Here is an 18,401-nt window from a genome sequence, read left to right as displayed (position 1 = left end):
AATTTGTCGTTTTTGTAACTAAAGTGAAAATAAAGCTAGACACTTTTGTATCAGGATGAATATCATCCACTACCGTTAAATGCAGTTGCACAAGTAAATTTACAGACCATTTAGGTTAATTATCAGCAACTTAGATAATTAACTTAGGGTTCCAAGGAGTTAAACGATGCATGCTTCGCTGAAAATGTTATCAATATTAGGTATTAGTTTGGCTTTGTCTCAAACTCATGCCGAGCTGGTTCAATCCTCTTATCTGAATAATGATGTTGACCAATCAAGTCTTGCTTCACGCGTGATTAGCAAAGACTCTACAAGTTTCAATTCGCACTTCTCGAATTTAAACAGTTTAGCAATTACTGAAAGTTCAGGTGATAAAATTCGTCGCGAAACAATCGCAGCGAAAATTCAAGTACCTGTTGAAGAGCCTTCAGTGATTGATAAACTTAATAATGTTGCTTCAAACACTGTTCGTCGTTTTAGTCAAACAGGTGTTGCTTCTTGGTACGGTCGTCAATTTCACGGTCGTAAAACTGCAAGTGGCGAAACATTTGATATGAATGCACTTACTGCAGCGCATCGTAGCCTACCGCTTAATTGCTATATTCGTGTAACGAATAAATCAAATGGTAAAAGCGTCGTTGTTAAAGTAAATGATCGCGGCCCATTTCATGGTAATCGTGTTGTAGATTTATCTTACGGTGCTGCGAAATCTCTTGGTATTACCAATGCTGGTACTGCGCGTGTAAGCATCGAACGTGTGGATGGTCCAAATTCTTAGGTTCTCATGATTCAGCGAAGCATTTAACGACAAGCCACTCATTGAGTGGCTTTATTATTTTTAATTTTTTTTGATGTGACCAATATACAAAAAAGAATCTTGATTTATCATCTTATGTCATACTGTCGTTTATAGAATAAATAAAATTCAAATAATCAGTGAAGGAAATAGGATGAAGACAATTACAGAATGGTTAGATGAATATAGTGATAGCCATCAAAACCCAACCAATAAAACATTACACTGGATTTGCGTACCCACGATTCTATTCTCGATCATTGGCATACTCGCTCATTTCAGCGCATTACTGACTACCCTTTTACTGGTGTTAACACTCATCTTTTATGCAAGATTAGATCTTGTACTCGCGGTTGCAATGGCAGCGTTATTATTGGTCATGTCTTGGCTTATTATTATTCTTCCATTCGGGAAAGGATTCTATATTGCTCTGTTCGTTTTGGCTTGGATAGGTCAATTTTATGGGCACAAAATTGAAGGGAAAAAGCCTTCTTTCTTTAAAGACCTCCAATTCCTTATGATTGGCCCTCTATGGTGTATGGATGCTTACCTAGATAAGATACTACCCAATTGGAAATCACGCCAAATCAGCGCTTAAATTAGCAAATACAGCATGGGTTAAATTAGAATTTAATTTAGCCCGATGTTCATGCTCTAATTAAGTAATTTATGAGATAGAAAAACAGTAAAGTAAAAACTAAATTACTGATAACTTTTTGACTTATTAGCGCAAGCAGTACACAAAATATTGCTGCCCATAAATAGTGATTACTCGACATAACCCTTAATTCTGCTGCTTCATAAAACACAATCGGTACACATATTGCAGTCAACAAACATGGCGCAGAATATTTCAACATCTTTTTCAAAATTCTAGGAAGTGGCACATTTACCCTTGGCTCCAAGAATAAATATCGATTAATAAAGATCATGATCGACAACCCCAGCAAAAGCATCCAGCTCATTTTTAATCCCCTTCTGTTGTTTGCCATTTTTCAACTATCACACTGGCAAACATTCCACATAGACCAGAAATAATTAACGCTGCATTTACTTGGTAAGCTTCTAAAATTAAAGAAAAAATTATGGTAATCACAACACCAACAAGTATTGTAAGATTTTTTATCATTGGCACTATAATTAATATAAGCAGTGCAACGACTGAGAAATCAAGATGCAAATTTGATAAATTAGGAATGAAGTGAGCAAGCACAATCCCAAATAAACTAAATATCAGCCAAAAAATATAAAAACAAAGTCCTGCTCCAAATAAATATGCGAATGATCGTTGTGATTTATTTTTTACTCCAACCGCAAATAATTCATCCGTCAGCAGAAAGCCAAATACAATACGTTTAAATAGTGGAAATTTACTAACATCATTTCGAAAATTAAGCGCGTAAATTAAATGCTGACTCGTCAGAAAAAATATCGTCAGATAGATTGTCATCAGCGAAGCCTGCCCCGAAACCAATCCTAAGCTCACTAATTGTGCAGCACCAGCAAACATAAACAATGACATTGCAAAAGCTTGTATCGCATTCAATCCAGTCTGTATCGCCAAAGAGCCAGCCAACACCCCCCATGGCATGACTGCAATTGCCAACGGCATAATACTCAGCATACCATGTATAAAATTCTTTTTTGTATCACTCATCTTTTTCATCAATACATCTTAATCTGATTCACTTATCGATTATTATCATCTGATGAGTAATGATTGATCTTGAATAATATTGCGGCGCAAATTTAAGGAAAATTAATAGTTCAAAAGATATTGTCTAGGCGTTACACCTATTGCACTTTTAAAATGTCGATTTAAATGACTCTGATCAGAAAATCCAGTGAGTTGTGCAACCTCAGTTATTCGCACCCCCTGCTTAAGCAATTGTTTAGCTTTTTGAATTCTTCTTTGAACAAGCCAACTATGTGGAGGCAATCCCGTATGTTTTTTAAATTCACGTAATAAATGCCATGGGCTTGTATCTACATATGCAGACAACTTGTGTAGAGAATAGTCATGTTCAGGAAAACTACTCATAAGTTCTTTTATTAGTTCAACTTTTTTTCTCATTTCTGGTGTGTTGATTGGACTCAATTTCGCCCGCCCATAGCAATAGATCAATCTGGCCAATGTCGTCAAATAGAGGCTTTCTTTAAGCAAAGTATCCTCGCCCTGCTCAAATAAATCGAATAAAAATACTAGTTGCCTCGCCAAACCCAAATCATGAATCACTGCATCCGAGAACCATGGGACTGCATTCTTGGTTGTAAAAAAATCTCGACTCAGATCTAATATCATTTCAGGTGTTGGGTAAATTGCTCGATATTTCCAACCAGTTTCCACAGCGGATGAACCAGTATGTATTTCATCAGCATTCACCAGAATAATATCGCCTTTAGGTGCGATATGAAGCTTTCCAGAGCGGTAAAAACTTTGTGCCCCATCTTCAATGACACCAATACAATAGCCCTCATGAGCATGTTTTGAAAATTGCTTACGTTGAAATTGAGCTTTTAATAATTCCAATCCGCCCAATTCTTTGAAATGAAGATAATTAGCAGACTCTTGCATCTTTTTTCTGGATATTACGCCTATAAAATTACATAAAAACTATCACGCCTGCATTTTAAATCTAGAATGAAATTGCTCATCTCATATATTTATTTTTATAAAAATTATTGATAACTTCGACCCTGATGCTTTAACCAACCATCAATATGCCGTTTTTGAGGATCATGGTGAGTCCAATGAATTACACCACCCTTGTCGGTATATTCATATTCACCATAGAACTCGACGATATCCCCTTTTTGAATATTCTCAACACGTGGTGCCAAGTCTATATTATGAGCTACCAAAACTGTCTGACCATGATTAAGTTTTAAAATAAATTTCTGATGTCTAGATCCTTCATTATCATCATTTAATATTGCAACAACTTCTCCAGAAGCCCTAACTTGCACATCACTGATCTTTTTTTGAAAAAGTGTCGCTATTTTTGCGGCATCATCATTATCCGCAGAGGATAGTTCTCGTTGGTTAGCATTATTATATTGAGTACTTGCATCTGTAGGATTTAGTGCGTGCTCATTACTCTGTTTTAAATCCTGTTTTAAATCGACACCGAAATATGCTGTGACCAACACTGCAATTAACGCAACAATACTCATTTTTGATTTCTGAGACATATTGATCTCTAAGTTATATTTTTATTTCATCCTAAAGTTTATATCATTTAGACTCATCAAAAAAAAGAAAAAGCCCTTTAAGGGCTTTTTCTTTTTCAAAATAATTGAATCAATTATTTTGCAGCAGCTTGAGCAGCAGCAACTTCTTCAGCGAAAGAAAGTTCAGCTTTTTTCTCAATACCTTCACCCACTTCGAAACGTACGAATTGAGCAACAGTTGTACCTGTAGACTTAAGAACATCAGCAACTTTCTTGTCGTTGTCGATAACGTACATTTGACGCTCAAGAACAACTTCATTTAAGTATTTTTCAACTGAACCAGTTACCATTTTTTCAACGATATTCGCTGGTTTACCAGATTCAATTGCTTTTGCTTCAGCAATTTCTTTCTCTTTAGCGATTAACTCAGCAGAAACACCTTCAGCATTTACAGCAACTGGGTTGAACGCAGCAACGTGCATTGCGATACCTTTACCAGTAGCAGCATCACCAGCAAATGAAACTACAACACCGATTTTTAAACCGTGTTTGTAAACTGCAAGGTTTTCACCTTCAACGATTTGAGCACGACGAACTTGAATGTTTTCACCGATTTTTTGAACAAGCGCAATACGAGCTTCTTCTACAGTTGCACCATCTTCAAGTTTCAATTCAGCAATTTGAGCAGCATCAGTTACATTCGCAGCAAGCGCAGCAGCAGCAACTTTCGCAGAGAAACCAGCAAAGTTTTCGTCTTTAGCAACGAAGTCAGTTTGACAGTTTACTTCTAAAAGAATTGCTTTATTGCCTTCTTGAGCAATTGTAATCGCACCATCAGCAGCAATGTTACCTGCTTTTTTAGCAGCTTTTGCTTGACCAGATTTACGAAGGTTGTCGATCGCTAACTCGATATCGCCACCAGCTTCTGTCAACGCTTTTTTACATTCCATCATTGCTAGACCAGTACGATCACGCAACTCTTTAACCATGCTTGCAGTAATAGCAGTCATGTTATTCTCCTAAATTCGGTCGAGATATGTATCTGTTAACAAAAACGGCCCAAATTAATCATCTGGGCCGTTTTGCTTGATTGATGCTTAAGATGCCACGATTACGTGTCGCAAAAATGACAAATCCGCATCAAATCGCATTAAGCCTCAGGAGCTTCTTTAGCAGCTTCTTCGCCTTTAGCTTGCGCATTAGCTTGAGTTTGAGCGTATTCTTTACCAGCAATAATCGCATCAGCCATCGCAGTAGCGTAAAGAGTTACAGCGCGGATCGCATCATCGTTACCAGGAATAACGAAATCAACGTTATCTGGGTTAGAGTTAGTATCAACGATACCGATTACTGGAATACCAAGGTTCTTAGCTTCTTTGATTGCAATCGCTTCGTGGTCAACGTCGATGATGAACAATGCGTCAGGTAAACCACCCATGTTCTTAACACCGCCAAGAGCACGTTCAAGTTTTTCCATTTCACGAGTACGCTCTAAAGCTTCACGTTTAGTAAGCTTAGCGAAAGTACCGTCAGTAGACTGAGTTTGAAGATCTTTAAGACGGTTGATTGATTGACGAAGAGTTTTCCAGTTCGTCAACATACCACCTAACCAACGGTGATCTACATAAGGTTGACCAGCACGTTGAGCTTGTTCACGGATGATGTTAGAAGCAGCACGTTTAGTACCAACGAACAATACTTTGTTCTTTTTGCTTGCTAGGTTGTTAACAAAGTTCAATGCATCATTTAACGCAGGAACAGTGTGCTCAAGGTTGATGATGTGAATTTTGTTACGCGCACCAAAAATGTATTGACGCATTTTTGGGTTCCAGAAGCGAGTTTGGTGACCGAAGTGCGCACCAGCTTGAAGAAGGTCGCGCATGCTTACGTTGTAATCTGCCATTTTCTTTACCTTAAAAGTTTGGGTTAGGCCTCCATATGTCCGCATTCTCCACCCTTACGGGCACCCAGAGTAATGTGTCGACATATGTGCGGATTTTATTAACCAACATATCATCCGATTAAGTGAATCTATTCACGAAAAGCATTTGATAAATTGGGCGGCTATTTATACCATAGTCACACACAAATTTCCAAAAGTTTTTAAAGATCATGAACAGTACTTATGAAGCACCACGTCGTTTAATTAAATCTGCTGAAGATATCGAAAAGATGCGTGTGGCGGGACGACTAGCGGCAGAAGTTTTGGATATGATCAAACCGCATATCAAGCCTGGTGTGAGTACACTAGAATTGGATACGATTTGTCATGATTATATTGTGAATAAACAAGATGCCATTCCTGCTTGCCTAGGCTATGGTGCTGCGCCTGGTCGTCCTGCATTCCAGCATACGATTTGCACATCAGTAAACCATGTGGTTTGCCACGGTATTCCCTCTGAAAACAAAATCTTAAAGAAAGGTGACATCTTGAATATTGATGTCACTGTGATTAAAGATGGATTTCATGGTGATACCAACATGATGTACATTGTAGGTGGCGAGACTTCTATTCTTGCAGATCGCTTATGCAAAGTTGCACAAGAAGCAATGTATCGTGGTATTGCTACGGTAAAACCTGGTTCGACGATCGGTGATATTGGTCATGCCATTCAAAAATATGTTGAGTCAGAGCGTTTCAGTGTCGTTCGTGAATATTGTGGTCATGGTATTGGCACTGTTTTCCATGATGAACCTCAAGTGCTTCATTACGGTCAACCAAATTCAGGCATGGTTTTAGAAGAAGGTATGACCTTTACAATTGAACCAATGGTCAATGCTGGTGTATGGCAAACTAAACTTCTTGGTGATAAATGGACAGTTGTAACGAAAGATCATAAATTATCTGCGCAATATGAACATACTGTTTTAGTCACTAAAACAGGTGTCGAGGTATTAACTGCTCGCCCTGAAGAGGATTTATCCCGATTTCAATAATTTTAGTTAATTAATAAAGTTAAAAAAGTCAGACCAATTTAAATTGATCTGACTTTTTATTTTGCTAAGTCACTCAATAAGAAATAAATTCACAAACAAACCTAACAAATGTTGGATTTCCTAGAATTAAATTAATGATTTTTATAATTTTTTTTCACAAAAATGAGCAAAAATGCTTTTCAAATTGATTGATTTTATGCTTATATAACTACTAAAGAATGTAAAACAACAACTAGCAACAAAAATGGACAGGGAGTCCCAAATGACGAATAAAGCATTCTGGTGCATGATCGCACCTATTGTTTTTGCATCATCTATAGCGCACTCTGAATCATCATATTTTAGTTTGAAAGATGATGACAGCTTTAAACGCTACTCTATTTCAGTAGGGCCACTTCATGTCATGCCTCAAGGTAAGGCACAACCTCCTAAGATTCGTACTTCGGTACCCGAAGGTCTTGTTGTAGTGAACGGTGATATTGCGATTAGCGATGTAGTACCCATTGTAACCGAAGACACTAGCCCTTTTATTAAATTTGTTTTGGACGCATTAAATTTAGTTCCTGGCGCCAAACTTCCTGCTGCATTAAGTGGTAAATCAAGTGTAAATGGTGTTGAAAGCTGGACTAATTACGGCGCAGGTATGACCGCTGACGATGTCACTACACTCGGAATCATGGTTAATTATCATTTTAACGATAAGATTTCTTTCGAAAGCAAACTCGGAGTTCCTCCTAAAGTTGATATTAATGGTGTTGGAAAAATTCAAGCACCGTTTAAAGCCACATCTACAATCGGAGCTGGAGGCATAACTTTAGATTCTTTACCAATTTATATTGTAGACAATTTAGGGATTACCGACTTAGAAGGACATAATGGCAGTGTTGCAAGTGCTCGTGCGTGGACTCCAATGTGGGAGCTTCAGTATCATTTTGGTGAAACTGGTAAAAATAAATTTAGACCTTATGTCGGTTTAGGACTTATGGTCGCTTACTTCAATGAATTAGAGCTTAATCCTAGTTTGGAAAAAGATTTAATCATTGCTGGGCACCGTATCGCGAATATGAAAAATGGTAAAGCTGGAGATGCTTTACAAAAAGATAAATCCAAGATCACAAGCGATGCAGACCCTAAGGTGAAGCTAGATGCTAAAATTAGCTTTGCTCCTATTGCAACACTTGGCTTCACATATGACTTTAATCCAAATTGGTTTGCAGTTGCGTCAATCAGCTATGCTCACCTCACCGGAACGACCACGATTGAAGTCAGTGACGATAAACTCGGTAAATTATATTCATCAGATATTGACTTAGAGGTAAACCCTATCATTGGTTATGCTGGTGTAGGCTATCGCTTCTAAAACACTTGAGGCATATTGAAGTCACACCCCAATATGCCCAATCCATCACAAATAAAGAAACAATAAGACAATTAATATACATTTTAAAATCCAACTTATATCATAGTTTTCAATAATTTAACAATTGTAAATTAGGATAATAAATTTGATTTCAAGTGAACAAAATGCTTTGCATTTAGACGATTTAATGAATATAAAATGAACTAAAAATTGGACATGGAGTCCTTCAAACAATGAAGAAATTTTTAGTTCCTACAATATTCGTAAGCTCACTCTTTTCTACTCTTAGTTATGCTGAATCAGGATATTTTAGTCTTTCTGATGAGGGTTTTAAGCGCTTTTCAATTTCAGTGGGTGCATTACACGTAATGCCTCAAGGTAAGGCCCAACCTTTTAATGTCAAAACAGTAATCAGCAATGACTATGAATCTAAAGTCGGAGATGTGCGGGCTGAAACTGTAAAAAATAATTTAGACCCAAATCGTGAAAAAAATCCAATTTTGGAAGGTTTTATCAATTTACTTGATTTATTTGGTAGTAAAGTACCTGGTCTTTTAAGTGGCACATCATATATTAACGGTCTTGCAGAGTGGGATAATCCTGGTACTGGTTTAGAAGCTCAAGATGTAACAACTCTTGGAATTATGAGCAGTTATCACTTTACAGATAATTTTTCAGTGGAAATAAAAGGCGGGATTCCTCCTAAAGTTGATATTAAAGGTATTGGCAACATTAAAGCCCCTTTCTCTGCTGATGCAAAACCTTTAGGGGGCGCTTTAGGAAGTCTAAATCTATCGAATAATCTTTTAATCACTAACCTTGAACAATCTTCAAAAGCAGCTGAAGCCCGAGCATGGACCCCTGCTTTTGAATTACAATATCGTTTTGGTGAGACCGGGATTAATAAATTCCGCCCTTACGTTGGCGTTGGATTAATGTACGCTTATTTTAATGAGCTAAAAATGGATCCAGGTATTGAAAAAGATTTAGTCGCCGCTGGGCATATGATCCAAAATATTATTAATCAAAATGCTGGTGCAGCACTCGATAAGAAAGATACCAATGGAAAAATGAAAGTTAATTTAGAAGCAACTGATGTTTTTGCACCTATAGCTACAGTTGGATTCACCTACGACTTTAATGATACATGGTATGCAGTAGCATCTATTAGTTACGCCCACTTGCAGAATGAAACGAAGATCACAGTCGTCAATGAAAATACTGGACAAGAGTTAATCAACTCAAAAGCTGATATCGAGATTAACCCGATATTGGGCTATGCTGGGGTTGGCATGCGTTTCTAAAGCATAGAGTAAGAAAAGAGGCAATTGCCTCTTTTTTTGTAACCAAACAAAAACCAAACATAATTGGCAAATTATTACTACAATGTGTCTGAAAATAAATTTGATAATAAAAATACAAAAATAATCACTTTTTATTTACAGTATTGGACATGGAGTTCCATAATGAAAAAAAAACTAGCTTACTTAGTTGCATCCATCAGTGCGTTAAGTTTTCCAGTCTTCAGTTATGCAGATTCACCTTATTTTAGTTTAAAAGATGGCGATGGCTTTAAACGTTTTTCGGTTTCAGTGGGTGCATTACATGTAATGCCTCAGGGCAAAGCTCAACCGATTAATATTAACACTGCTGTAGCCGAGGGTGAAAACACTCGCGTAGGTGATATCTCTATGAATTCAGTTATTGATAATTTAACTGAAGAAAATACAGGTTTAGCTGATTTAGTTAAATTTCTTGACAACTCAGGACTTAATCAATTACCTAGCCAGCTAAGCGGTACTGCTGATATCTATAATTTGTCACAGTGGAAAGCTGAAGGTACTGGTTTAGAAGCTGATGATGTCACAACACTCGGTATCATGACCAACTATTTTTTCACCGATAATATTTCATTTGAAATCAAAGCTGGTATTCCACCTAAAGTCGATATCCAAGGTAAAGGTCAAATTTATGCACCTTTTAAAGCTACAGCAAAACCAGAATTAGATCTTATTGAGTCAATCCCTGGTGGTATTGAACTTGGAGAAATGTACTTAGAAAAAAATCTACCAATCACTGATTTATCAGCCCACGGTAAAGTTGCAGAAGCTCGTGCATGGACGCCAGCATTCGAATTCCAATATCATTTTGGCAAAACAGGCGTAAATAAATTTAGACCTTATGTAGGGCTTGGTTTGATGTATGCATACTTCAATGAATTGGAAATGAACTCCAACCTTGAAGCTGATCTAATCGCCGCAGGTCATAAAATTGCGAACATCAAATTAGGTGAAGCTGGGAAAGCACTTGATGGAATTGAAAGTACAGCGAATCCTAAAGTTAAACTTGAAGCTAAAGATGCTTTCGCACCTGTAGCTACTGCTGGTTTTACTTATGATTTCAATGATCGTTGGTTTGCAGTCGGATCAATTTCCTATGCGCATCTCAAAGGTGAAACAACAATTACAGTAAACGATGCTGAACTTGGTGAATTAATCAATGCAAAATCAGATATCGAAATTAATCCAATTCTGGGATATGCCGGTATTGGTTATCGATTCTAATTTCCATCAGTCTTCATAAAGCGGCCAAGTGCCGCTTTATTCATTCTAATAACTAAATTTTATTGATTGATAAATTTTTATTCTGTCGTCATGATGCTACTGATCTTTTAAAATTACAAAAAATGCTAAGCGGATTGACCATGTCAGAAACCAAATTTTCAAAACCCCTCATCTTTATGCTCATTGGGAGTGCTTTTATTTTGGCACTCTCCTTAGGTGTCAGACATGGGTTTGGCTTGTATTTAGTTCCAATGAGTCATGAATTTAATTGGAATCATCAAGTTTTTAGTTTAGCAATTGCCTTTCAAAATTTATTATGGGGTGCTGTTCAACCCTTTACGGGAGCGCTAGCAGATAAATATGGGAGTAAAAAAGTCGTTGCCGTAGGCGGGGCCTTATATGCGATTGGACTTGTGATGATAGCATTTAGCTCAACAGGGCTTCTCATCAATCTTAGTCTAGGTTTAATCATTGGTCTGGCTTTATCAGCTACTTCATTTTCTGTTTTGCTCTCTGCTGTCGGACGTGCAGCGCATCCAAGTCGACGTAGTATGGCTATGGGCATTGCCAGCGCAGCAGGCTCTTTTGGTCAATTTATTATGTTGCCAACCACACTTTTACTCTTACAAAATTTTGGTTGGTCATCTGCGCTACTCATCACAGCGATTTTAATTGCATTAATTGTACCCTTGGCTTGGATGCTAAAAGCTCCAATGTATCAAGCGCCTCAAACAGTTGATACGATTGCTAAACCTTCTTTAAGTTTTAAACAAATACTCATAGTTGCCAAAAACCACAAACCTTTTATCTGGTTGGCATTAGGATTTTTAGTTTGTGGATTTCAGGTCGTATTTTTGGGCATTCATTTGCCAGGTTATTTAACTGACCATGGTTTTAGCACCACCACTGGTACTATGTTTTTAGCCTTGGTTGGGCTATTTAATATTGTTGGAACTTACACTGCTGGTTGGCTGGGTGATAAATATTCCAAACCTAAATTGCTCATGTGGTTATATGGACTACGTGGCATCGCCATCATTTTATTCCTCGCATTGCCACTCTCGATCTTTACGATTTATAGTTTTGCCATCATTATGGGTTTATTATGGTTATCAACCGTCCCCCTTACCAATGGTATTGTTGCCAATATGTTTGGCGTTAAATATCTCACCATGCTAAGTGGAATTGTATTTTTCACTCACCAAGTTGGTTCATTTTTTGGAGGATGGTTGGGTGGCTTAAATCATGATATGACAGGCAATTACAATATTATTTGGATGATGTGTATTGCGCTCAGTATCTTCGGTGTATTCATTCATTTATTTGTTAATGAGGAGAATGTCGTCAATGACTAATCGCTTCAATCTGCTCAACATCAGCATATTCATCGGAGTCATCCTTCTGCTTAGTCTATCGATTACTTTGTGGATGAACACTCCTGATTTATTTACATATTTTAATCAAGCTTTTTGCGCACATTAATTCATATAATTTCATGGTTTTGACAGCTCAGTTTTTTAAATTCCTCAATCAAATAATCTAATAAACATCTCACGGCAGGCATCATGCCTTGTCGTGATGTATAGGCAACATGAATAACGCCACGTGGCAACTCCCATTCAGGGACTAATTCTACAAGAGTGCCTTGATTAAGCTCTTCATAAACAAACACTCTAGGTAATGATGCTATTCCAACACTGTTCAACACTGCAGATTTCATGGCAGCAAAATTATCAGTTTTGAGTCTTGGAAAGAATTCTACTTCTTGAAACTTATTAACTGTGTCAAATTTGGATTGAAATCTCCAAATCGATTTTGGGACATGAAAACCTATACTCGGAAGTTGTTCAAGGTTATCCAAATGGATAGGCTCATGAATCTGTTGAATTAATTCAGGCGTTGCCACTAACACATGTTGCCAAGCATCAAGCTCTCGTACAATCAAGTCGCTATCTTCAAGTGGTAAATTTCTCACCCTAACAGCCAAATCAATCCCCTCTTCTATGAGATCAATTTTACGATTTGTTGCGACCAGATGAACTTGAACACGTGGGTAATGTTGCATGAATTTAGCAATCATATTCCCCAATGGAAACTCAACCAAACCAATTGGACACGAGATTCGAATTAAACCTGAAGGCTCGCTCGACAAACTTTGCTCTACAAAATTTTCTGCCGCCTCCACTTGATCCAAAATCTTAATACAATATTCAAAAAATTCTTGACCAACTGCGGTTACGGCAAACTTTCGTGTATTTCGTTGCAATAATCTTACGTGTAAACGGTTTTCCAAATCTGAAATATGACGAGACAACTTAGATTTTGTAATACCTAAAGCTTCACTTGCCTTAGTAAAACCTTGATATTTAACGACTTGCACAAAATAGTAGTAATCATTTAAATTTTGCATAATTGTTTCATTTTTGGAATTATCTGTTGAGAGAATCGCCCTGTAATCTCATCAATATACCTCAATATCATGATTAGAACGATATATAGAGGAATACAAATGACACAAGTTCAGAAAGTCTATACCAGCGATCGAAGCACATGGGTGGGTGATGGTTTTCCAACAAACTCCATGTTACCCATGCATGAAATAGGAAATCATACCAGCCCATTCTTGGTAATGGGTTATACAGGTCAATATCGATTTTCTCCAAGTCACCACCAACGCGGTGTTGGTTTACACCCCCACCGTGGTTTTGAAACGGTGACGATTGTCTATGACGGCGAATTAGAGCATCGTGACTCAAAAGGCAATCATGGAAAAATTGGTCCAAACGAAGTGCAATGGATGACCGCAGGTAAAGGTATTCTGCATGAAGAACATCATTCGGAAGCTTTTGCAAAAACTGGCGGAGTTTTGGATATGGTTCAACTTTGGGTAAATCTACCAGAGCATGCCAAGATGACTGAGCCGAGATATCAGGAATTGACTGAGCAAAATATTCCTGAAGTTTTAACTCACGATGAGCAAACCAAGATTCGTGTTATTGCTGGTCAATATCAAATCGGCTCAACTGTTTATCAAGGACCAGCTCAAACATTTAGCAACATGAATGTTTATGACATTAGACTTAATCATGGAGCACGCCTTCCATTAAATCTTATGCCAAACTGGAATCATCTGATTTTCATCCTTGATGGAGAAGTTGAGATTGATGGTCAGATCTATACAGCCATGCAAACGCTTTATCTTGATCCAACATCAACAGGGGTAGAAATATTTGCTCATCGTACGGCGAAAATTCTTTGCTTAAGTGGTGAACCATTGAATGAACCCATTGTTGCCCACGGTCCTTTCGTCATGAATACTCAGGAAGAAATCGCGCAAGCATTTGATGATTTCAGAAATGGAAATTTTGCTTAATTTAACATCCACAAGCCTTATCATTTTCAAGATAAGGCTTACCCTCATCACTCTTCATTCATTTCAAATACCTGTCATAATCCCCTATTAGACTTAGTTCAAAAACAACATACGATTACAAAATGAAATCAGATACTTTTCCTAAAGTTAGCTTATCAACACTTTTTTTTATTTTTCTAAAATTAGGATGTATTTCATTTGGTGGTCCTGCAGCGCATTTGGTGTTATTTCATCGCACTTTTGTTGATCAACTCAAATGGTTAAGCTCTCATGAATACGGACAATTGGTCGCATTAGCACAATTGTTGCCAGGTCCGACAAGTAGTCAAGTGGGATTATCGATAGGATATTTATCCAAAGGATATTGGGGGGGCTTTATTGCTTGGTTAGGATTTACATTACCTGCCTTCATTCTAATGACTTCATTTGCTATTTTTGGTCAATATGTTTTTTCCGATATACCTCTTGAACTATTTCACGTCATCCATTTGATTGTATTAGCCGTCGTCATTTGGGCTTTTTTACAAATGTTCAAAAGCTTCTGTACTGAAATTTGGCAGTATGTCCTGATGCTGAGTTCTGCTTTTTTTATTTATTTTACACAGTGGAGCTATAGTCAAATTTTCTTAATTTTAGTGTCTGGATTCATTGGCTTAGCTTTTACAAAAAAAGGAAAATCTCAGCCATCACCGCACATCAAAACCACTCAGACATCTCCAAAATATCATTATCTCTGGCTCATCCTGTTTGTCGCTTTATTTATTTTTTTTCCTGCGCTGCAATTTATCTATTCATCAAGCTTGCTTAGAAATATAGAAAGCTTTTATCACACTGCTTCAATGGTTTTTGGGGGCGGTCATATCATCCTGCCACTCATGTATGAAGATTTTGTGCTTACTCAACACATCACTGCGGAACAATTTGACTTAGGCTATGCATTTGCTCAACTTATTCCAGGCCCTTTATTTAGCTTTGCAGGATACGTTGGCACATATTTAGGATTTACCGCATCGCCTTTACTTAACGCTGCGATTGCAACCAGTATAATTTTCCTGCCCTCATTTCTGCTTATTTTCGGCACGCTCCCTTATTGGTCAAAATGGGTCAAAAACAAAAAGATTGCAGCAGCCGTAGCTGCTATTAATGCAGCGGTCATCGGATTATTACTCTGTTTAATTGCTCAAATGGCTGAAAAACATCTACATTCGATTTATGATTTTATTTTTATCGGCATTGTCATTCTTTTACTGAGATCAAAAATCCCTGTCATCATCTCTTTATTAGCGAGCTTTGTTAGCTATGGAGCTTTATTGTATTTTGTAATTTAAAGATCAAACTTAAATGCAAAAATAAAAAAACTCGCAAGCCTGAACTTGCGAGTTTTTTGTCATCACGTCGCCTTAAAACAAGCGATTCATCCCGTTTAACGTTGCTACGCGATAAGCTTCAGCCATCGTTGGGTAGTTAAACGTTGTCTCAACAAAATACTTGATGGTGTTGTTCGGACTATTCATCACGGCTTGACCAATATGAATAATTTCAGAAGCATTATTACCAAAGCAATGCACACCTAAAATTTCTAAGGTTTCGCGATGGAACAAAATCTTTAACTCACCCACTGTATCACCCGTGATTTGTGCACGAGCGAGGTGACGGAAAGACGCCTGACCAACTTCATAAGGAATTTTTTCTTCAGTTAATTCCTGCTCAGTTTTACCAATTGATGAAATCTCTGGAATGGTATAAATACCAGTAGGGATATCAACCACGGGTTGGATACCTTGTTCACCGCTCATAATCGCGCCAGCACAACGACCTTGGTCATATGCAGCTGAAGCTAGAGACGGCCAACCAATCACATCACCCGCAGCATAAATGTTTTCAACTTCAGTTTGATACTGCTCGTTCACTGATAGTTGTCCGCGGCTGTTTGGTTTGATGCCAACATTTTCCAAGCCAAGACCATCTGTATTACCAGATCGACCATTACACCATAGAATTGCATCAGCTTTAATTTTCTTGCCACTTTCAAGATGCAACACCACATGATCATCAAATGTTTCTAAGTGATCAATCTGCTCATTGTGGCGAATCAATACACCTTGTTCACGTAAGTGATATGACAATGCATCAGCAATTTCGTCATCTAAATAGCTCAGTAATTTATGCTGAGTATTAATCAAATCAACTTTGTGATCTAAGCCAATAAAGATAGATGCATATTCACAGCCAATGACACCAGCGCCATAAATAATGATTTTTTGAATTGAAAAATCTAGGTCTAAGATTTTGTCAGAATCAAACACACGTGGGTGATTGAAATCTAAAATTGAAGGACGATATGGACGACTACCTGTCGCAATCACCAACTGTTTAAAAATAATCGTTTCTTTCACACCTTCAGGCGTGAAAATCACAACCGTATTTTGGTCTTGGATATAAGCACGACCGTGGAAAATATCAATGCGGTTACGGTCGTAAAAACGCGAGTGTGTATCCACTTGCTGTTGGATCACTTTATGCGCATTACGGAGCACCTGCTTCATGGTGAATTGTTTCCAATCACCCACTTTTTGGAACATTGGATCACGTTGATAACGGATAATGCTAGAAACCGTTTGACGTAAAGCTTTACTTGGAATGGTTCCTACATGAGTACAGTTACCACCAAGTTGTTCACGCATATCAACTACTGCAACGCGCTTGCCTGATTTGGCAAGTTTCATTGCCGCACCTTCACCAGCAGGGCCTGAACCTAAAACGACTGCATCATATTTGACAAAGGTTCCACTCACGACCTCTTTCTTACGCGGCATTCAATGCTCCTATACAATTATCTCTTCATTTATCTAACTTATATTATGACTGAAAATGCATACATTTGCTGTATTTCAATACCATATATTGCTTGATAGCCACATTTATTTTATGAATATCGTTTTTGCCCAATTTATGCATAAATTCGCTATAATAAGAGACCTATTTTTAATATTTCCTCCCGTCACACATTAGTGGAATCGTTGAATATGTCAGAAAACCGTAAACCAGTACAGGGTGAAAAACTTCGTGGCGCTGAGAAAGTCGCACGTATTCCTGTAAAAGTGATTCCTACGGTTGAAGCACCTCGTAAACCAGACTGGATTCGCGTCAAAATGGCTGCACCAGAAGAGGTTCAACGCATTAAATCAACTTTACGTGAACAAAAATTACATACAGTGTGTGAAGAAGCTGCATGTCCAAATCTTCCTGAATGTTTTGGTGGTGGTACAGCAACTTTCATGATTATGGGTGACATTTGTACACGTCGTTGCCCATTTTGTGATGTGGCACATGGTCGTCCGAATGCATTAGACCCAGATGAACCACGCCACATGGCTGAGACAATTGCAAACTTAGGTTTGAAATACGCTGTCATAACATCTGTAGACCGTGATGATCTACTCGATGGTGGAGCGCAACACTTTGTTGATTGTATTAAAGAAGCGCGTGCTTTAAGTCCTAATACATTATTGGAAATTTTAGTACCTGATTTCCGTGGTCGTATGGATGTTGCATTACGCATCATGACGGAATGTCCTCCAGATGTGTTTAACCACAACATTGAAACCGTACCACGTTTATACAAAGCAATGCGTCCAGGTTCAGACTATCAACATTCCTTAAATCTTCTTAAAATGTTTAAAGAATACTGCCCAGATATTCCAACTAAATGTGGCTTGATGGTAGGTATTGGCGAAACTGAAGAAGAAGTTCTCTCACTTCTTGATGACCTCAAAGCACACGATGTTGACTATGTAACGATTGGTCAATATTTACAACCATCGAAAGAACATGCACCAATTGATCGCTTCGTCACACCTGAAGAGTTCGAACGCTATACAGCACATGGGCAAAAATTAGGCTTTAAAAATATTTGGGCTGCACCAATGGTACGTTCAAGTTATTTTGCTGATCGTCAATACTATGGCGAACCAGTACCAGCAGTTCGTCGTAAAGCTGATCCTGCAAAGAAAATTACTGTTCAAACAATCGAAGCATAATTCTTCTTACTTTAAAGCCCTCGTATGAGGGCTTTTTTGTTTGTGGTTTTTATAATTCTCAATTACTTATTGACACATTTCTTATCTCTCTTCAGCTTGAATTTTGAATATTTTTCAAACAATCTTATCCAATATAAGTATTAATATGCGTCCGTTTTAG

18 protein-coding genes are annotated in these 18,401 nt (G+C 37.7%); 10 read left to right on the top strand and 8 right to left on the bottom strand.

The window, feature by feature from the left end; translation table 11 throughout:
- Window positions 1-166: 166 nt before the first annotated feature.
- Complete coding sequence (locus tag AC1M9L_RS03330) at window positions 167-778, top strand: septal ring lytic transglycosylase RlpA family protein (RefSeq protein ID WP_035265690.1); 612 nt, start codon at window positions 167-169, stop codon at window positions 776-778.
- A 172-nt stretch (window positions 779-950) separates the two neighbouring features.
- Entirely contained in the window at window positions 951-1,394 is a 444-nt protein-coding gene (locus tag AC1M9L_RS03325) for an Mpo1 family 2-hydroxy fatty acid dioxygenase (protein ID WP_481591329.1), read from the top strand.
- Window positions 1,395-1,443: 49 nt separating this feature from the next.
- Here AC1M9L_RS03325 and AC1M9L_RS03320 read toward each other — a convergent pair whose 3' ends face one another.
- The 6 genes from AC1M9L_RS03320 to rpsB all read right to left on the bottom strand — a co-directional run bounded on the left by AC1M9L_RS03320 (window position 1,444) and on the right by rpsB (window position 5,870).
- Entirely contained in the window at window positions 1,444-1,761 is a 318-nt protein-coding gene (locus AC1M9L_RS03320; protein WP_092766028.1) for an AzlD domain-containing protein, read from the bottom strand.
- Window positions 1,762-1,763: 2 nt separating this feature from the next.
- Window positions 1,764-2,462 carry an AzlC family ABC transporter permease gene (locus tag AC1M9L_RS03315; protein ID WP_213032597.1) on the bottom strand — a complete coding sequence of 233 codons (699 nt, stop codon included), beginning with the start codon at window positions 2,460-2,462 and terminating at the stop codon, window positions 1,764-1,766.
- A 93-nt stretch (window positions 2,463-2,555) separates the two neighbouring features.
- Entirely contained in the window at window positions 2,556-3,371 is an 816-nt protein-coding gene (locus AC1M9L_RS03310) for an AraC family transcriptional regulator (RefSeq protein ID WP_481591328.1), read from the bottom strand.
- Window positions 3,372-3,475: 104 nt separating this feature from the next.
- Window positions 3,476-3,988 carry a DUF3465 domain-containing protein gene (locus AC1M9L_RS03305; RefSeq protein WP_481591327.1) on the bottom strand — a complete coding sequence of 171 codons (513 nt, stop codon included), beginning with the start codon at window positions 3,986-3,988 and terminating at the stop codon, window positions 3,476-3,478.
- 113 nt (window positions 3,989-4,101) lie between these two features.
- A complete protein-coding gene (gene tsf / locus AC1M9L_RS03300; RefSeq protein WP_035265686.1) occupies window positions 4,102-4,977 on the bottom strand; it encodes a translation elongation factor Ts in 876 nt (291 codons plus the stop codon).
- A 140-nt stretch (window positions 4,978-5,117) separates the two neighbouring features.
- Window positions 5,118-5,870 (bottom strand): 30S ribosomal protein S2, encoded by a 753-nt coding sequence (gene rpsB / locus AC1M9L_RS03295; RefSeq protein WP_035265684.1) that lies wholly within the window; start codon window positions 5,868-5,870, stop codon window positions 5,118-5,120.
- A 209-nt stretch (window positions 5,871-6,079) separates the two neighbouring features.
- Between rpsB and map the strand changes: the two genes are divergently transcribed.
- From map to AC1M9L_RS03270, 5 genes are all read left to right on the top strand, one after another.
- On the top strand, window positions 6,080-6,904 hold the full coding sequence (gene map / locus AC1M9L_RS03290) for a type I methionyl aminopeptidase (RefSeq protein WP_035265682.1): 825 nt from the start codon (window positions 6,080-6,082) through the stop codon (window positions 6,902-6,904).
- A 262-nt stretch (window positions 6,905-7,166) separates the two neighbouring features.
- Window positions 7,167-8,264 (top strand): OmpW/AlkL family protein, encoded by a 1,098-nt coding sequence (locus tag AC1M9L_RS03285; protein ID WP_481591326.1) that lies wholly within the window; start codon window positions 7,167-7,169, stop codon window positions 8,262-8,264.
- A gap of 233 nt (window positions 8,265-8,497) precedes the next feature.
- On the top strand, window positions 8,498-9,568 hold the full coding sequence (locus AC1M9L_RS03280; protein ID WP_481591325.1) for an OmpW/AlkL family protein: 1,071 nt from the start codon (window positions 8,498-8,500) through the stop codon (window positions 9,566-9,568).
- A gap of 159 nt (window positions 9,569-9,727) precedes the next feature.
- Complete coding sequence (locus AC1M9L_RS03275; protein WP_481591344.1) at window positions 9,728-10,828, top strand: OmpW/AlkL family protein; 1,101 nt, start codon at window positions 9,728-9,730, stop codon at window positions 10,826-10,828.
- Between the two features lie 140 nt (window positions 10,829-10,968).
- Window positions 10,969-12,183: an MFS transporter gene (locus AC1M9L_RS03270; protein ID WP_481591324.1), complete on the top strand. Its 1,215-nt coding sequence runs from the start codon at window positions 10,969-10,971 to the stop codon at window positions 12,181-12,183.
- 128 nt (window positions 12,184-12,311) lie between these two features.
- Here the strand turns inward: AC1M9L_RS03270 and AC1M9L_RS03265 are convergent, their stop codons facing one another.
- Window positions 12,312-13,238: a LysR substrate-binding domain-containing protein gene (locus tag AC1M9L_RS03265; RefSeq protein WP_481591323.1), complete on the bottom strand. Its 927-nt coding sequence runs from the start codon at window positions 13,236-13,238 to the stop codon at window positions 12,312-12,314.
- A gap of 99 nt (window positions 13,239-13,337) precedes the next feature.
- Between AC1M9L_RS03265 and AC1M9L_RS03260 the strand changes: the two genes are divergently transcribed.
- Window positions 13,338-14,201 (top strand): pirin family protein, encoded by an 864-nt coding sequence (locus AC1M9L_RS03260; protein ID WP_481591322.1) that lies wholly within the window; start codon window positions 13,338-13,340, stop codon window positions 14,199-14,201.
- A gap of 122 nt (window positions 14,202-14,323) precedes the next feature.
- Window positions 14,324-15,529, top strand: a complete 1,206-nt coding sequence (gene chrA / locus AC1M9L_RS03255; RefSeq protein WP_481591321.1) for a chromate efflux transporter — start codon at window positions 14,324-14,326, stop codon at window positions 15,527-15,529.
- A 72-nt stretch (window positions 15,530-15,601) separates the two neighbouring features.
- Here chrA and sthA read toward each other — a convergent pair whose 3' ends face one another.
- A complete protein-coding gene (gene sthA, locus AC1M9L_RS03250) occupies window positions 15,602-17,017 on the bottom strand; it encodes a Si-specific NAD(P)(+) transhydrogenase (protein ID WP_035265673.1) in 1,416 nt (471 codons plus the stop codon).
- Window positions 17,018-17,227: 210 nt separating this feature from the next.
- On the opposite strand from sthA, the gene lipA reads away from it, so the two are divergent.
- Window positions 17,228-18,241: a lipoyl synthase gene (gene lipA, locus AC1M9L_RS03245; protein ID WP_180027518.1), complete on the top strand. Its 1,014-nt coding sequence runs from the start codon at window positions 17,228-17,230 to the stop codon at window positions 18,239-18,241.
- Window positions 18,242-18,401 lie beyond the last annotated feature (160 nt).

The organism is Acinetobacter sp. ANC_7511, from assembly GCF_056779975.1.
Note: the sequence above shows the minus strand (reverse complement) of the source record. Positions and strands in the feature narration are given on the sequence as shown.

Excerpts from the sequence above, each read along its gene's own strand:
- lipA (WP_180027518.1), top strand. The coding sequence starts at position 17,228 with ATGTCAGAAAACCGTAAACCAGTACAGGGTGAAAAACTTCGTGGCGCT.
- AC1M9L_RS03330 (WP_035265690.1), top strand. The coding sequence starts at position 167 with ATGCATGCTTCGCTGAAAATGTTATCAATATTAGGTATTAGTTTGGCT.
- AC1M9L_RS03310 (WP_481591328.1), bottom strand. The coding sequence starts at position 3,371 with ATGCAAGAGTCTGCTAATTATCTTCATTTCAAAGAATTGGGCGGATTG.
- map (WP_035265682.1), top strand. The coding sequence starts at position 6,080 with ATGAACAGTACTTATGAAGCACCACGTCGTTTAATTAAATCTGCTGAA.
- AC1M9L_RS03315 (WP_213032597.1), bottom strand. The coding sequence starts at position 2,462 with ATGAAAAAGATGAGTGATACAAAAAAGAATTTTATACATGGTATGCTG.
- AC1M9L_RS03265 (WP_481591323.1), bottom strand. The coding sequence starts at position 13,238 with ATGCAAAATTTAAATGATTACTACTATTTTGTGCAAGTCGTTAAATAT.
- AC1M9L_RS03285 (WP_481591326.1), top strand. The coding sequence starts at position 7,167 with ATGACGAATAAAGCATTCTGGTGCATGATCGCACCTATTGTTTTTGCA.
- sthA (WP_035265673.1), bottom strand. The coding sequence starts at position 17,017 with ATGCCGCGTAAGAAAGAGGTCGTGAGTGGAACCTTTGTCAAATATGAT.
- AC1M9L_RS03325 (WP_481591329.1), top strand. The coding sequence starts at position 951 with ATGAAGACAATTACAGAATGGTTAGATGAATATAGTGATAGCCATCAA.
- AC1M9L_RS03320 (WP_092766028.1), bottom strand. The coding sequence starts at position 1,761 with ATGAGCTGGATGCTTTTGCTGGGGTTGTCGATCATGATCTTTATTAAT.
- tsf (WP_035265686.1), bottom strand. The coding sequence starts at position 4,977 with ATGACTGCTATTACTGCAAGCATGGTTAAAGAGTTGCGTGATCGTACT.
- AC1M9L_RS03305 (WP_481591327.1), bottom strand. The coding sequence starts at position 3,988 with ATGTCTCAGAAATCAAAAATGAGTATTGTTGCGTTAATTGCAGTGTTG.
- AC1M9L_RS03280 (WP_481591325.1), top strand. The coding sequence starts at position 8,498 with ATGAAGAAATTTTTAGTTCCTACAATATTCGTAAGCTCACTCTTTTCT.
- rpsB (WP_035265684.1), bottom strand. The coding sequence starts at position 5,870 with ATGGCAGATTACAACGTAAGCATGCGCGACCTTCTTCAAGCTGGTGCG.
- AC1M9L_RS03260 (WP_481591322.1), top strand. The coding sequence starts at position 13,338 with ATGACACAAGTTCAGAAAGTCTATACCAGCGATCGAAGCACATGGGTG.
- AC1M9L_RS03270 (WP_481591324.1), top strand. The coding sequence starts at position 10,969 with ATGTCAGAAACCAAATTTTCAAAACCCCTCATCTTTATGCTCATTGGG.
- chrA (WP_481591321.1), top strand. The coding sequence starts at position 14,324 with ATGAAATCAGATACTTTTCCTAAAGTTAGCTTATCAACACTTTTTTTT.